This window comes from Pantoea sp. PvP021 (assembly GCF_054056055.1).
The window spans coordinates 37746-50896 of record NZ_JBSRXX010000013.1 but is presented as its reverse complement, the minus strand read 5'-3'; the positions used below and the strand labels follow the sequence as shown (position 1 = coordinate 50896).

General features: G+C 54.0%; 16 protein-coding genes. 11 read left to right on the top strand and 5 right to left on the bottom strand.

What is annotated here, in order from left to right:
* Nucleotides 1-230 precede the first annotated feature (230 nt).
* From ACVKSX_RS22540 to cysE, 5 genes are all read left to right on the top strand, one after another.
* Nucleotides 231-662 carry a rhodanese-like domain-containing protein gene (locus ACVKSX_RS22540; protein WP_010258234.1) on the top strand — a complete coding sequence of 144 codons (432 nt, stop codon included), beginning with the start codon at nucleotides 231-233 and terminating at the stop codon, nucleotides 660-662.
* 19 nt (nucleotides 663-681) lie between these two features.
* Nucleotides 682-936 (top strand): glutaredoxin 3, encoded by a 255-nt coding sequence (gene grxC, locus ACVKSX_RS22535; protein ID WP_010258231.1) that lies wholly within the window; start codon nucleotides 682-684, stop codon nucleotides 934-936.
* 38 nt (nucleotides 937-974) lie between these two features.
* Entirely contained in the window at nucleotides 975-1445 is a 471-nt protein-coding gene (gene secB / locus ACVKSX_RS22530; RefSeq protein WP_010258229.1) for a protein-export chaperone SecB, read from the top strand.
* Nucleotides 1445-2461 carry an NAD(P)H-dependent glycerol-3-phosphate dehydrogenase gene (gpsA, locus tag ACVKSX_RS22525; protein WP_187493094.1) on the top strand — a complete coding sequence of 339 codons (1017 nt, stop codon included), beginning with the start codon at nucleotides 1445-1447 and terminating at the stop codon, nucleotides 2459-2461. The genes secB and gpsA overlap by 1 nt, the downstream gene beginning before the upstream one ends.
* Before the next feature lie 68 nt (nucleotides 2462-2529).
* The gene (gene cysE, locus ACVKSX_RS22520; RefSeq protein WP_010258225.1) at nucleotides 2530-3351 is read left to right on the top strand and encodes a serine O-acetyltransferase; all 822 of its coding nucleotides are present in this window, start codon (nucleotides 2530-2532) and stop codon (nucleotides 3349-3351) included.
* On the opposite strand, the gene trmL is transcribed toward cysE, so the two are convergent.
* The 3 genes from trmL to cpxR are packed head-to-tail and all read right to left on the bottom strand — an operon-like array spanning nucleotide 3348 to nucleotide 5931.
* Nucleotides 3348-3821 carry a tRNA (uridine(34)/cytosine(34)/5-carboxymethylaminomethyluridine(34)-2'-O)-methyltransferase TrmL gene (gene trmL / locus ACVKSX_RS22515; RefSeq protein ID WP_010258223.1) on the bottom strand — a complete coding sequence of 158 codons (474 nt, stop codon included), beginning with the start codon at nucleotides 3819-3821 and terminating at the stop codon, nucleotides 3348-3350. The two genes, cysE and trmL, sit on opposite strands and share 4 nt — an antisense overlap.
* Nucleotides 3822-3856: 35 nt before the next feature.
* A complete protein-coding gene (gene cpxA / locus ACVKSX_RS22510) occupies nucleotides 3857-5236 on the bottom strand; it encodes an envelope stress sensor histidine kinase CpxA (RefSeq protein WP_010258221.1) in 1380 nt (459 codons plus the stop codon).
* Nucleotides 5233-5931 carry an envelope stress response regulator transcription factor CpxR gene (cpxR, locus tag ACVKSX_RS22505; protein ID WP_009088062.1) on the bottom strand — a complete coding sequence of 233 codons (699 nt, stop codon included), beginning with the start codon at nucleotides 5929-5931 and terminating at the stop codon, nucleotides 5233-5235. The genes cpxA and cpxR overlap by 4 nt, the downstream gene beginning before the upstream one ends.
* A gap of 148 nt (nucleotides 5932-6079) precedes the next feature.
* Here cpxR and cpxP point away from each other — a divergent pair, with 148 nt between their 5' ends.
* The 6 genes from cpxP (at nucleotide 6080) to ACVKSX_RS22475 (ending at nucleotide 11581) form a co-directional block, all read left to right on the top strand.
* A complete protein-coding gene (gene cpxP, locus ACVKSX_RS22500) occupies nucleotides 6080-6589 on the top strand; it encodes a cell-envelope stress modulator CpxP (protein ID WP_010258214.1) in 510 nt (169 codons plus the stop codon).
* Nucleotides 6590-7044: 455 nt separating this feature from the next.
* A complete protein-coding gene (locus ACVKSX_RS22495; protein ID WP_010258211.1) occupies nucleotides 7045-7200 on the top strand; it encodes a con-10 family general stress protein in 156 nt (51 codons plus the stop codon).
* A 239-nt stretch (nucleotides 7201-7439) separates the two neighbouring features.
* Nucleotides 7440-8342: a CDF family cation-efflux transporter FieF gene (fieF, locus tag ACVKSX_RS22490; RefSeq protein WP_010672078.1), complete on the top strand. Its 903-nt coding sequence runs from the start codon at nucleotides 7440-7442 to the stop codon at nucleotides 8340-8342.
* Nucleotides 8343-8549: 207 nt separating this feature from the next.
* A complete protein-coding gene (gene pfkA / locus ACVKSX_RS22485; RefSeq protein WP_003851263.1) occupies nucleotides 8550-9512 on the top strand; it encodes a 6-phosphofructokinase in 963 nt (320 codons plus the stop codon).
* Between the two features lie 143 nt (nucleotides 9513-9655).
* A complete protein-coding gene (locus tag ACVKSX_RS22480; RefSeq protein WP_010258203.1) occupies nucleotides 9656-10645 on the top strand; it encodes a sulfate ABC transporter substrate-binding protein in 990 nt (329 codons plus the stop codon).
* A gap of 162 nt (nucleotides 10646-10807) precedes the next feature.
* Nucleotides 10808-11581, top strand: coding sequence for a CDP-diacylglycerol diphosphatase (locus ACVKSX_RS22475; protein WP_061901934.1), 774 nt, complete (start codon nucleotides 10808-10810; stop codon nucleotides 11579-11581).
* A 27-nt stretch (nucleotides 11582-11608) separates the two neighbouring features.
* On the opposite strand, the gene tpiA is transcribed toward ACVKSX_RS22475, so the two are convergent.
* Both tpiA and ACVKSX_RS22465 read right to left on the bottom strand, forming a co-directional pair.
* Nucleotides 11609-12376: a triose-phosphate isomerase gene (tpiA, locus tag ACVKSX_RS22470; RefSeq protein ID WP_010258199.1), complete on the bottom strand. Its 768-nt coding sequence runs from the start codon at nucleotides 12374-12376 to the stop codon at nucleotides 11609-11611.
* 120 nt (nucleotides 12377-12496) lie between these two features.
* The gene (locus ACVKSX_RS22465) at nucleotides 12497-13087 is read right to left on the bottom strand and encodes a DUF1454 family protein (protein WP_354439584.1); all 591 of its coding nucleotides are present in this window, start codon (nucleotides 13085-13087) and stop codon (nucleotides 12497-12499) included.
* Between the last annotated feature and the right edge of the window lie 64 nt (nucleotides 13088-13151).

Below are 13151 nucleotides of genomic sequence, written 5' to 3'. Positions count from 1 at the left end.
GAACCGCCGCTTACCAGTGCTCCCCACTGGCATTTGCTTTTCCAGTTATGTCCACTTTCACAATGACATGGATTAAGCCTTACGCCATTTTTGCTATTCAGCCACTTTTTTTGGAAAATGAAGCACAAATCGATACTCTGGCCGCATAGCATCTGTACATGCGAAGTGGCGCAGGTATACTCAGAACCCTTGTTTTAGCTTATTAGCCCGGTCTGGAGTCGTTACCCCTCATGCAAGAAATTATGCAGTTTGCAAGCAATCACCCCATCCTGAGTCTGGCATGGGTCGTTTTACTCGTTCTGGTGATTGTGACTACCGTTAAAGGAATGTTCTCTAAGGTAAAAACGATCAGTCGCGGTGAAGCAACCCGCCTGATTAATAAAGAGGACGCGGTAGTTGTAGACGTGCGTTCGCGCGACGATTTCCGCAGAGGCCATATTTCAGGTGCGCTGAATGTCGCAGCCGCTGAGATTAAAAAAGGCAACATCGACGAACTGGCAAAGCATAAAGCGCAGCCCATAATTGTGGTGTGTGCAACCGGACAAAGCGCGGGTGATTCTGCTGCGCATCTCAGCGCGGCCGGCTTTGAGCGGGTTTCAGTGCTGAAAGATGGTATCAGTGGCTGGAGCGGCGAAAATCTGCCGTTAGTTCGCGGCAAATAATCTTACAGAGGTGCTGATCATGGCAAATGTTGAAGTGTATACCAAGGCGACCTGTCCTTACTGCCATCGGGCGAAGGCGCTGTTAACGCAAAAAGGCGTATCGTTTCAGGAGATCCCCATTGATGGAGACATGGCGAAACGCGAAGAGATGATCAAGCGTAGCGGCCGCACCACCGTGCCTCAGATTTTTATTGATGCGCAGCACATTGGTGGCTGCGACGACTTATTCGCACTCGATAATCGCGAAGGTTTAGATCCCTTACTGCAGGCGTAATTTTACGCCGGACAATCTCATACATAGGATTTGGTCACATGTCAGAACATAACACCAACGAAATGCAATTCCAGATTCAGCGCGTATTCACCAAAGACATCTCTTTTGAAGCGCCAAATGCACCACAGGTTTTCCAGAAAGAGTGGGAACCGGACGTTAAACTGGATCTGGACACTGCATCTTCTCAGCTGGCTGACGAAGTTTACGAAGTGGTACTTCGTGTGACTGTAACCGCCACCGTGGGCGAAGAAACCGCTTTCCTGTGTGAAGTTCAGCAGGCCGGTATTTTCACCATCAGCGGTATCGAAGGAACGCAGATGGCACATTGCCTGGGCGCATACTGCCCGAACATCCTGTTCCCGTACGCACGCGAATGCATTACCAGCCTGGTATCACGTGGTACCTTCCCGCAGCTGAACCTGGCACCGGTTAACTTTGATGCGCTGTTCATGAACTACCTGCAGCAGCAGCAAGGTGAAGAAGGTGCTGAACCACATCAGGATGCCTGATGACAACTCACGCTTCGATTAGCGTCATCGGTGCCGGTTCATACGGCACCGCTTTGGCGATTACGCTGGCCCGCAACGGCCATCCGGTGCTGTTGTGGGGACATAACCCGGCGCATCTGGCGCAGCTTCAGAGTGACCGTTGCAACACCGCTTTCCTGCCTGATGTCCCGTTCCCCGACCATCTTTCTCTTGAACCTGATCTGACTAAAGCTATTGCTGCCAGCCGCGATTTATTGATCGTGGTGCCGAGTCATGTGTTTGGCGAGGTGCTGCAGCAGATCAAGCCTCATCTGCGATCCGACTCGCGTATTGTCTGGGCGACCAAAGGGCTGGAAAAAGAGACCGGACGCCTGCTGCAGGATGTGGCGCGGGAAATTGTCGGCGATGCTATTCCGCTGGCCGTGATCTCCGGACCGACCTTTGCGAAAGAGCTGGCAGCCGGATTACCGACGGCTATCGCGCTGGCCGCAACTGATGCGCAGTTTGCTGAGGATCTGCAGCAGAAGCTGCACTGCGGTAAGAGCTTCCGCGTTTATAACAACCCTGACTTCATCGGCGTACAGCTGGGCGGCGCGGTAAAAAACGTGATTGCTATCGGTGCCGGGATCTCTGACGGGATTGGTTTTGGCGCGAATGCGCGTACCGCACTGATCACCCGTGGTCTGGCTGAAATGAGCCGGCTGGGCGCCGCGCTGGGTGCCGATCCCACCACCTTTATGGGGATGGCGGGTCTGGGCGATCTGGTGCTGACCTGTACCGATAATCAGTCGCGTAACCGTCGTTTTGGCATGATGCTGGGCCAGGGCGAGGATGTAGATAGCGCGCAACGCATTATCGGACAAGTTGTAGAAGGCTACAGAAACACCAAAGAAGTCAAAGCATTGGCTGCCCGTTTTGGTGTGGAAATGCCGATCACCGAGCAGATTTATCAGGTGCTGTATTGCGAAAAACCGGCGAGAGATGCAGCATTGAGTCTGCTGGGACGAACAAGGAAGGACGAAAACAGCACTGGCTAACGCAGGACGCGTAGCATCATCACCTGCAGCGCCCATTCAGGCGCTTTTTTTATCGGGAGAAAACAGCAATGTCGTCTGATGAGTTAGAACTGGTCTGGAATAATATCAAAGCAGAAGCGCGCGCCCTGGCTGATTGTGAGCCGATGCTGGCCAGCTTCTTCCACGCGACATTGCTCAAGCATGAAAATCTCGGTAGTGCACTGAGTTATATGCTGGCCAACAAGCTGGCTAACCCGATTATGCCCGCCATCGCCATTCGTGAAATCGTTGAAGAAGCCTACCGTGAAGATCCGTCGATGATTATGTCAGCGGCGTACGATATTCAGGCGGTGCGCCAGCGTGACCCGGCAGTCGATAAATACTCCACGCCGCTGCTCTACCTCAAAGGTTTTCACGCCTTACAGGCCTACCGCATTGGCCACTGGCTGTGGAATGAAGGCCGGCGCGCGCTGGCGGTTTATCTGCAGAATGAAATCTCCGTCTCCTTTGCCGTCGATATTCATCCCGCCGCCAACATCGGCCACGGCATCATGCTCGACCATGCCACAGGCATTGTGATTGGTGAAACCGCTGTGGTTGAGAATGATGTCTCGATCCTGCAATCGGTTACGCTGGGCGGAACCGGCAAAACCAGCGGTGATCGTCACCCGAAAATCCGTGAAGGGGTGATGATTGGTGCCGGTGCGAAAGTCCTGGGCAATATTGAAGTTGGCAAGGGAGCCAAAATCGGTGCCGGTTCCGTGGTATTACAGCCCGTGCCGCCGCACACCACTGCAGCAGGCGTACCCGCGCGAATCGTTGGTAAGCCAGGCAGTGAAAAGCCGTCGATGGATATGGATCAGCACTTTAATGGCAGCCTGGCGGGTTTTCAGTTTGGCGACGGCATCTAGTCTTTAATCAGCGCGCCCGCATAATCAAGCTGGCGCCACGCTTCATAGACCACCACCGAGACGGCGTTCGACAAATTCATACTGCGGCTTTCCGCTTTCATCGGGATACGGATTTTCTGCTGAGCCGGTAACGCCGCTAAGATCTCAGCCGGAAGTCCACGGCTCTCCGGGCCAAACAGCAGATAATCGCCAGCCTGATACGCTACGGCACTGTGTGCGGGCGTACCTTTGGTCGTCAGCGCAAACAGACGCTCAGGCGACTCTGAGGCGATAAACGCCTGATAGTCGGCGTGGAATTTAATGGCAGTAAATTCGTGGTAATCCAGCCCGGCGCGGCGTAAACGCTTGTCATCCCAGGCAAAACCAAGCGGCTGAATCAGATGAAGCTGAAAGCCAGTATTGGCACACAGGCGGATGATATTGCCGGTATTCGGCGGAATTTCTGGTTCAAACAAGACAATGTTAAGCATAAGGCCCCCGATGACAGGGGCCGAAGCATAACAAATTATTGACGAGCGGAGGAGTAGAGCGGCAACCAGAGGGTCAGACGCAGGCCGCCCAATGGGCTGTCATCCGCTTTAACCCAGCCGCGATGTTGCTGCACTGCCGTTTCAACAATCGCCAGGCCAAGACCGGTGCCGCCTGATTCGCGATCGCGTGCTTCATCGGTACGGTAGAAAGGCCGGAAAATCTGTTCACGATCTTCCGGACTCACGCCTGGACCATCGTCATCAACGTGTACCGTGATGCCGGAAATATCGACGGAGAAGCTGACGCTGATATGGGTGTGGGAATAGCGCAGCGCATTGCGTACGATATTTTCCAGCGCACTCTCCAGCGCATGGGGGTTACCATAAAGCGGCCACGGGCCAGGCGGATAGGGGATATCCATCTTCTTGCCCATCTGCTCCGCTTCGAAACGGGCATCTTCCAGCACCCCATTCCACAACTGATTCGCCTTCATCGCTTCGCTGACCAGCGCATTTTTATGCTGGGTGCGCGACAGCACCAGCAGATCGTTAATCATGCCATCAAGACGCTGTGCTTCCATTTCAATGCGGCCCAGCTCTTTGCCTTCACCCTGGCGTCGACGCAGCAGCGCGGTAGCCAGTTGCAGACGGGTGAGCGGGGTACGAAGCTCATGGCTGATATCTGATAACAGACGTTGCTGACCGGTCATCATCCGCTCCAGCGCACTGACCATCTGGTTAAAGCTGGAACCCGCCGCCAGAAACTCCTGTGGGCCCGATTCCAGTTCCGGATGCTGACGCAGGTTTCCGCTTGCGACTTCGTCGGCAGCATATTTCAGCTTACGTGCCGGACGTGCCAGGCTCCAGGCCAGCCAGAGCAGCAGCGGGGAGCTGATGAGCATGGTGACGATAAGCAGTAACAGGGGACGGTCAAACAGCAGATTCACGAAATCGAGCTGGGAACTGTTGGCGGGACGAATCATGTAAAGCTGGTAGTTATCTTCGCCATCCCGAACGGCGAAAGGCCCTACCAGCTCAACACGACCATATTTCTTCTTCTGCGGATGATCGGCATTGTCAGACTGGCCGATAAAATTGCGGATAACCTGCATTTCGTTATGTTGCGCGCCGATCACCCGACCTTCACTGGTCACTAACAGCAGCCGCTGACCCGGGGGTGCCCACTTCTCCACTGCCCGAAACAGACGACGCCACCACATCAGATCGTTAGGGGGATCCTGTGACAGCTCTGCTTCGACGTGTTGCTCAATCATGATGCCCTGCCGCTGTTCACTCTCCAGCAGCGAGGTCATCTGTCGTGAATCGAGCTTGGGCACCATTAGCACCAGCATCAACACCAGCGCCAGCGTCAACCAGAAGATGGCGAAGATACGGGTGGTCAGACTTCCAATCATGATGCCGAAACCATCAGATAGCCGCGGCCACGTAAAGTTTTGAACCAGGGATGGCCGTCACGGCGTTCAGGCAGCTTGCGACGCAGATTGGAGATATGCATATCAATAGCGCGGTCAAAAGGCGTCAGGCGTTTGCCCAGCACTTCCTGACTCAGGTGCTCACGCGACACCACCTGGCCCAGATGCTGCGCCAGCAGATAGAGCAGGGTGAACTCCGTGCCGGTCAAATCCAGCGTCACATCATCAAAACTGGCCTCCTGACGGCCAGGATTGAGACGCAGGCAGTCCACTTCCAGCGTGGGCGAGCTATTGTCGTGTTGCTGCTGCTGTTCACTCCAGTTTGAGCGCCGCAGAATAGCGCGGATACGCGCCACCAGTTCACGATCGTTAAACGGCTTAGGCAGATAGTCATCTGCGCCCAGTTCGAGGCCCAGTACGCGATCCAGCTCGCTGCCGCGCGCCGTTAGCATGATGACGGGGGTTTGATGTTGCTGACGCAGTTCTTTCAGGGTGTCGATACCGTTTTTCTTCGGCATCATGACATCCAGTAAAAGCAGATCAATTGAGTTATCGAGCAGGTTCAGCGCTTGTTCACCATCGCTGGCTACCACCACTTCAAACCCTTCCATTTCTAACAGTTCTTTTAAAAGCGAAGTTAATTCGCGATCGTCATCTACCAACAGGATTTTATTCATTTTTGTAGCCCTCCGCAGGCAAAATACCGTGTTCCTGGCGCACCTATCCATCGCTTTACGTAGTTTTACACCCCCTGACGGATGTTTGCAGCTGTCGCCGTACACTGGCTCTCGTTGAATCGCAAAACGGAACGAACTGGAGTACACGATGCGCAAATTAACCGCCGTCGTCCTTGCCTCAGCGATGGCTCTGAGTGTCGCCAGCGCAGGTGCTAAAGATGCGACGACGATTGACGAGATGCATCATGGCGGATTGCCGACAGGCAGTATGACGCAAAATCCGCAAAGCCACATGTTCGATGGCATCGAGCTGACTGAAGAGCAACGTCAGCAGATGCGAGACCTGATGCAACAGGCCCGACATGAGCGCCCGGTCGTCCATATTGACGATATCGCAGCACTACATGAGTTAGTGACTGCAGACCAGTTTAACGAAGCGGCCATCCGCGAGAAGGCGGAAGTGATCGCCAGAGTTCAGGTTGAACAGCAGGTCGAGATGGCGCGCGTACAGAATCAAATGTTCCAGCTGCTAACGCCAGCCCAGCAGTCGGCGTTACAGCAGAATTACCAGCGGCGACTTAATGAGCTGCGACAGTTTTCGAATTTGCAGTCAGCGTCATCGCTGCAGGCAGTGAGTAGTACCAGCAGTAACCAGTAACATAGTATCCCTGTTTTCCTTGCCATAGACACATCCCTGTCTTCCCCCGCCATGATGGTGGGGGTTTTTTTTATCTTTTTTTCACTTTTTTTATTTTGACTGGAATCATCACCCCGCAATAAAACCCCTGTTTGATTAGCGCTTGTTGAGCTTTTATGAGTAAGTCTCACCGATTCCTTACTATTCAGGTCATGACTTAAATTTAAGCGTACCGGTAAGGGTTTGACCGCCTGTTAAATATTATAACTCACTGAAAGTGAATGAATTACAGGCAGGTATAGAAAGCTTTAATTATATTTTTCAATGAGATAAATCCCCCGCGTTACGCTTGCCGGTTCAGGCGCACCCTCTACACTTAATCCTGTCACTGCAGGGAAGTTAAGTGTCTTTGCGAAGTCTCAGGGAGCAGCAACCACATTATGTAGTCCTGAATGAATCTATTAACGGAGTAAGTTATGGCAGAGCATCGTGGTGGTTCAGGTAATTTCGCAGATAATCCGCAAAAAGCGTCTGAAGCCGGTAAGAAAGGCGGCCAGAGTAGCGGCGGCGGAAATTTCAAAAACGATCGTGAAAAAGCATCAGAAGCCGGGAAAAAAGGCGGCAAAAAGTAGTCGCCGCCCCTTTCTCAGCCCAGACCTGGGCCTGAATGTGGCCTGGTACTGATGTGTATGACACTTTGCCCCGTCCTCCCACAGAGGCCGGGGCTTGTTTTTTTGTACCTGTCGCGCCTTCCCAAAAAAGCCTGATCCGTTGATCGACCCGCTAAGCAGTGCCCGTCTCACGATGTTAAACTTGAGCCATTCATTCATTTTGGTGCGCATCATCACTGATGCCGCACAGGGAACCTGGCATGCAACCCTCTTATGGCCGACTGGTAAAGCGTGCTGCGCTCGGCGCGACCATTCTTGCGTCTGTGCTGTTGCTCGTGAAAATTTTTGCCTGGTGGTACACCGGTTCGGTGAGTTTACTGGCTTCTCTGGTGGATTCACTGGTGGATATCGCCGCCTCGCTGACCAATCTGCTGGTGGTGCGTTATGCACTGCAGCCTGCTGACGAAGATCATACTTTCGGACACGGCAAAGCGGAGTCGCTGGCAGCGCTGGCGCAAAGTATGTTTATTTCCGGGTCGGCGCTGTTTCTGTTTCTGACCGGCCTGCAGCATCTGGCGACGCCCAATGAGTTGCGGGCGCCCGGCGTCGGTATTGTAGTGACCGTGGTGGCGCTGAGCTCAACGCTGGTGCTGGTGGCCTTTCAGCGCTGGGTGGTTCGTAAAACCCGCAGCCAGGCGATCAGGGCTGACATGCTGCACTATCAGTCCGACGTCATCATGAATGGCGCTATTTTGATTGCGCTGGTGCTGAGCAGCTATGGCTTTGCCCGGGCGGATGCCCTGTTTGCGCTGGGCATTGGTATTTTTATTCTCTACAGCGCACTGCGTATGGGCTACGAGGCGGTTCAGTCATTGCTGGATCGTGCGTTACCGGAAGAGGAACGGCAGCAAATCCTGACGCTTGCGACAAACTGGCCGCAGGTGCAGGGCGTTCACGATCTGCGAACCCGTCAGTCCGGGCCGACCAAATTTATTCAGCTGCATCTGGAACTGGAAGATCAGCTGCCACTGGTGCAGGCGCATCGGGTAGCCGATCAGGTTGAGAAGGCGTTACGCAAAGAATTTCCCGGGTCAGACGTAATTATCCATCAGGATCCCTGTTCTGTGGTACCGTTCGAGAGAGAGGATTCTTTAGGTTTTTAACTTAAATGAATCAAATCGATACGGCAGGGATGACGTAACGCTAACATTGCTGCAAAAAATAGTGAAAAGTTGTCTGACCTGAATCAATTCAGCAGCAAGCCTTTGATATACTATCTGCCATCACGTGTCGCGCGAGTCGTAAAATGAGCTTCAGCAGCGATCGACAGGCAGGATTAACCCTTAGTTTTGAACAATCCAGAGGTTGTCATGATCAAAAAAATTGGTGTATTAACCAGCGGCGGTGACGCCCCAGGCATGAACGCAGCTATTCGTGGCGTGGTGCGTTCCGCGCTGAGTGAAGGACTGGAAGTTTTTGGGATCTATGACGGTTACCTGGGATTGTACGAAGATCGCATGATCAATCTTGATCGCTACAGCGTTTCCGACATGATTAACCGCGGCGGCACTTTCCTGGGCTCAGCACGCTTCCCTGAATTCCGTAATGAAGATGTGCGTCAGGTTGCCATTGAGAACATGAAAAAGCGCGGCATTGATGCGCTGGTTGTTATTGGTGGTGACGGTTCCTACATGGGGGCTAAGCGCCTGACTGAAATGGGCTTCCCGTGCATTGGTCTGCCAGGCACCATCGATAACGACGTTGCCGGAACGGATTACACTATCGGTTATTTCACTGCACTGGAAACCGTGGTTGAAGCGATTGACCGCCTGCGTGATACCTCTTCATCGCATCAGCGTATTTCGATTGTGGAAGTGATGGGTCGCTACTGTGGCGATCTGACACTGGCGGCCGCCATTGCGGGTGGCTGTGAGTTCATCGTACTGCCTGAGTTCCCGTATACTCGTGAAGAGCTGGTAGCGGAAATCAAAGCGGGCATCGCCAAAGGTAAAAAGCACGCTATCGTGGCGATTACCGAGCACATCTGCGATATCGACGATCTGGCGCGTTTCATCGAAACAGAAACCAAGCGTGAAACCCGTTCTACCGTTCTGGGCCACATTCAGCGTGGCGGTGCACCTTGTGCGTATGACCGTATTCTGGCCTCACGCATGGGTGCCTACTCCATTGAACTGCTGATGCAGGGTTACGGCGGCCGTTGCGTCGGTATTCAGAACGAGAAGATGGTGCATCACGACATCGTCGACGCCATTGAAAATATGAAGCGTCCGTTCAAACGCGACTGGCTCGACACCGCGAAAAAACTCTATTAATTCCTCTTCGGGGTGTGCGACCTGGCGCGCCCCGGCACCCCGCCTCTATATTCCCCATGGTTATAACAGCTTATTTTTAATTCTTTTAGCTCTGTATTGGTTTATGTCACGCTTAGCCCATAACGACATTGGGAGAGTGCGTAATGAACAAGTGGAGTATCGGCGTTACCCTGTTGCTGGCCTCAACCAGCGTTCTGGCGAAAGACATTCAGCTGTTAAACGTTTCCTACGATCCAACGCGTGAGCTGTACGAACAGTACAACAAAGCGTTCAGTGCGCACTACAAACAGGAAACCGGCGATAATGTCGTGGTCCGTCAGTCGCATGGCGGTTCCGGTAAGCAGGCGACCTCCGTGATTAACGGCATTCGGGCGGATGTGGTCACACTGGCGTTGCAATCGGATGTTGATGCCATTGCAGAACGCGGTCGTATTGATAAAAACTGGATTCAGCGTCTGCCGGACAACTCTGCGCCCTACACCTCGACCATTGTCTTCCTGGTTCGTAAAGATAATCCTAAAGGCATCCATGACTGGAGCGACCTGACGAAGCCAGGCGTATCTGTTATTACCCCTAACCCGAAAACGTCCGGCGGCGCACGCTGGAACTATCTGGCGGCCTGGGGCTGGGCGCTGGATCATAACAACGGCGATCAGGCTAAAGCGCTGGCTTACGTCAGAGCGCTGTTTAAAAACGTTGAAGTGCAGGATTCCGGCGCACGCGGCGCAACCAACACCTTCGTTGAGCGCGGGATTGGTGATGTGCTGATCGCCTGGGAAAATGAAGCCTATCTGGCGGTTAACAAGCTGGGCAAAGACAAGTTCGAGATTGTCACTCCGAGCGAATCGATTCTGGCGGAACCGACCGTGTCGGTGGTCGATAAAGTGGTAGATGAAAAGGGGACGCGTAAAGTCGCCGACGCTTATCTGAAATACCTCTACTCGCCAGAAGGCCAGACTATCGCTGCACAGAACTACTACCGTCCGCGTGATGCTGAAGTCGCGAAGAAATTCGCCAGCACCTTTGCGCCAGTGAAGCTGTTTACCATTCAGGACAAGTTTGGTGGCTGGACACAGGCTCAGAAAGCCCACTTCGCCGATGGCGGCAGCTATGACCAGGTCATGAAACCGTAATGCGCTGCGGTCAGCGCATCCCTGCGCTGACCGCTTATCCTCCACAACCACGCCTTTTCTCCTTCTCCGCCCAGCCGCTGGGTTATCTGCCAGAATTCCCCGTGACATTTTTTTCTCGCCAGGCGAGGATGCAGGCTGCTAAGCCATTCAGGAAGCGTTGTTATGCCGACACATCGTCGTGCAACCCGCCTGGTTGCGGTTCTGCTGGTACTGGTCATTTCGGGGATGCTGGCTGCCGCACTGCATTTCAAAAAGAACAGTGATGCGTTGTGGCAGATCGTCAGCGAGAAATGTCTGCCTCACCAGCAGAGTGGTGGAGAACCTGCGCCCTGTCAGCGCGTCGATCAGCGGCATCGCTATGCCATGCTGAAAGATATGCACGGGCCGTTGCAGTATCTGCTGATCCCGCTCGACAGGATCACCGGCATCGAAAGCCCGCGGTTACTGCAATCCGCTACGCCCAACTACTTTGCCCTTGCATGGAATGAGCGGACTCTGCTTGCGCAGCGACGCGGCTCACCTATTGACGATCGGGTCCTGTCACTGGCTATCAATTCACAGTATGGCCGCACGCAGAATCAGCTCCATATTCATATCTCCTGCCTGCGACCCGATGTGCGTCAGCAGCTTGATCAGCTGACGCCGCAGCTTAGCGGGCGGTGGCAGAGCATCACGCTGCGTAAGCACCGCTACTGGCTGCGTGCATTGACCCCGGACGAGCTGACCCGGCAGAGTGCGTTTATCCGACTGGCCGATGAGCGGCCACAGGCACGCAGCGAGATGGGGAAATATGGGCTGGCACTGGCTGAATTAAGTGATGGACGACTGGTGCTGATGGCGATAGAGCGAAACTGGCTGCTGCTGAACAGCGGTTCGGCGGAGGAGGTACAGGATCACGCCTGTCAGCTGATAGCGCCCATAAAAAAGGCGGCTTAAGCCGCCTTTAATCGGTACGTTTACTGCTTAGGCGCTTTTTGCAGCCGCTGCAGCTTTAACGATCACAGCGAAAGCGTCCGCTTTCAGTGAGGCACCGCCAACCAGCGCGCCATCGATGTCAGGCTGGGTGAAAAGCTCAGCCGCATTTTTATCGTTAACTGAGCCGCCGTACTGAATGATGACCTGTTCTGCGATAGCCGCATCTTTCTTCGCGATATGGTCACGAATGAATTTGTGAACGGCCTGAGCCTGAGCAGGGGTGGCAGATTTGCCGGTACCGATGGCCCAGACTGGCTCATACGCGATGACCGCATCTTTAAACGCTTCGGCGCCCTGAGTTTCCAGAACGGCATCCAGCTGACGAGCGCAGACTTCTTCGGTTTTACCCGCTTCGTTTTCCGCTTCGGTTTCACCAATGCACAGCACCGGTACCAGGCCCACTGACTTCAGCACCGCGTATTTCTTCGCGATGAATTCGTCGCTCTCTTTGTGGTAAGTGCGGCGCTCTGAGTGACCGATAATGATATATTTCGCGCCGATATCTTTCAGCATCTCTGCGGAAACTTCACCGGTAAACGCACCAGACAGGTTAACGTCTACGTTCTGCGCACCCAGTGCGATGTGGCTACCGGAGATGGCGTGTTTTGCCTGCTCGAGATAGAGAGCTGGCGGTGCAATGGCGACGCCACAACCCTCAACGCCAGACAGTTCCTTGCGCAGACCGGCGATCAGTTCAGCTGTGATCTGCTTGCTGCCATTCAACTTCCAGTTACCCATAACCAGTGGATGTCGCATTCTATCCTCCGCATAAAGCGATACATGAAAAATCGCTGCCAGCTGGCAGCGTTGTCTGCCAGACAGTATAGAGATCAAATGTAGCGATGGCTTTGCTTTTCGTCATTTTCGGCCTCATCATCAGGGGCTGGCGAGCGCCAGTTTGACCGGCTCAATGGCGAAGGTCAGCCCCTTGTCGCCGTTGTCAGCCACCACAAAACGCAACGCGCCCTCGACCTGCGCAAAGTAGGGTAAATCCTTACCTTGCTTCAGCAAACCCTCCAGCTTTTTACGTCCCTCATCGGCGCTCAGTCCCGGTACAAAGAAGCGCAACATGGCGGTCATGTAGGCCAGCGCTTTTTGCTGTGAGGCGTTCTGATCCGGGCCTGGCAACGGTAGCCAGGTAATCTGCAGCGTCTTAATTTTGCCGGTACCGGGCTCCAGCGCGGTAGACGCATAGAGGGTCTCGTTGATTTTGCTGGCGGCGCGCGTCAGGGTGCTTTTGTCGCCCCGATTATCAATGGCGCGATATTCCGGCAGCATCAGCGCCCCGTTGGCCTGATTATACTTTTCGCGGAACTGGCCGATAGTCATATCAAAGGTGGGGGCGCCCGCCAGCAGATAGGGGGCGGTGGGCAACGCCTCGGCCCGATCCTGCGGTGGCGGATCGGCGGCAAAGACCGGAACCGTCAGCGCAAACGATAACAGCAGTGCGCCAGGCAAATTCTTCATTTTGTCGATCCTAACCCGTAAACTCAGGCGCAAATTAAAACGGTTTTTATCCGCGAGGTCAAAA

Bases quoted from the DNA above. Each gene is read 5' to 3' on its own strand.
- ACVKSX_RS22540 (WP_010258234.1), top strand. From the start codon at position 231: ATGCAAGAAATTATGCAGTTTGCAAGCAATCACCCCATCCTGAGTCTG.
- grxC (WP_010258231.1), top strand. From the start codon at position 682: ATGGCAAATGTTGAAGTGTATACCAAGGCGACCTGTCCTTACTGCCAT.
- secB (WP_010258229.1), top strand. From the start codon at position 975: ATGTCAGAACATAACACCAACGAAATGCAATTCCAGATTCAGCGCGTA.
- gpsA (WP_187493094.1), top strand. From the start codon at position 1,445: ATGACAACTCACGCTTCGATTAGCGTCATCGGTGCCGGTTCATACGGC.
- cysE (WP_010258225.1), top strand. From the start codon at position 2,530: ATGTCGTCTGATGAGTTAGAACTGGTCTGGAATAATATCAAAGCAGAA.
- trmL (WP_010258223.1), bottom strand. From the start codon at position 3,821: ATGCTTAACATTGTCTTGTTTGAACCAGAAATTCCGCCGAATACCGGC.
- cpxA (WP_010258221.1), bottom strand. From the start codon at position 5,236: ATGATTGGAAGTCTGACCACCCGTATCTTCGCCATCTTCTGGTTGACG.
- cpxR (WP_009088062.1), bottom strand. From the start codon at position 5,931: ATGAATAAAATCCTGTTGGTAGATGACGATCGCGAATTAACTTCGCTT.
- cpxP (WP_010258214.1), top strand. From the start codon at position 6,080: ATGCGCAAATTAACCGCCGTCGTCCTTGCCTCAGCGATGGCTCTGAGT.
- ACVKSX_RS22495 (WP_010258211.1), top strand. From the start codon at position 7,045: ATGGCAGAGCATCGTGGTGGTTCAGGTAATTTCGCAGATAATCCGCAA.
- fieF (WP_010672078.1), top strand. From the start codon at position 7,440: ATGCAACCCTCTTATGGCCGACTGGTAAAGCGTGCTGCGCTCGGCGCG.
- pfkA (WP_003851263.1), top strand. From the start codon at position 8,550: ATGATCAAAAAAATTGGTGTATTAACCAGCGGCGGTGACGCCCCAGGC.
- ACVKSX_RS22480 (WP_010258203.1), top strand. From the start codon at position 9,656: ATGAACAAGTGGAGTATCGGCGTTACCCTGTTGCTGGCCTCAACCAGC.
- ACVKSX_RS22475 (WP_061901934.1), top strand. From the start codon at position 10,808: ATGCCGACACATCGTCGTGCAACCCGCCTGGTTGCGGTTCTGCTGGTA.
- tpiA (WP_010258199.1), bottom strand. From the start codon at position 12,376: ATGCGACATCCACTGGTTATGGGTAACTGGAAGTTGAATGGCAGCAAG.
- ACVKSX_RS22465 (WP_354439584.1), bottom strand. From the start codon at position 13,087: ATGAAGAATTTGCCTGGCGCACTGCTGTTATCGTTTGCGCTGACGGTT.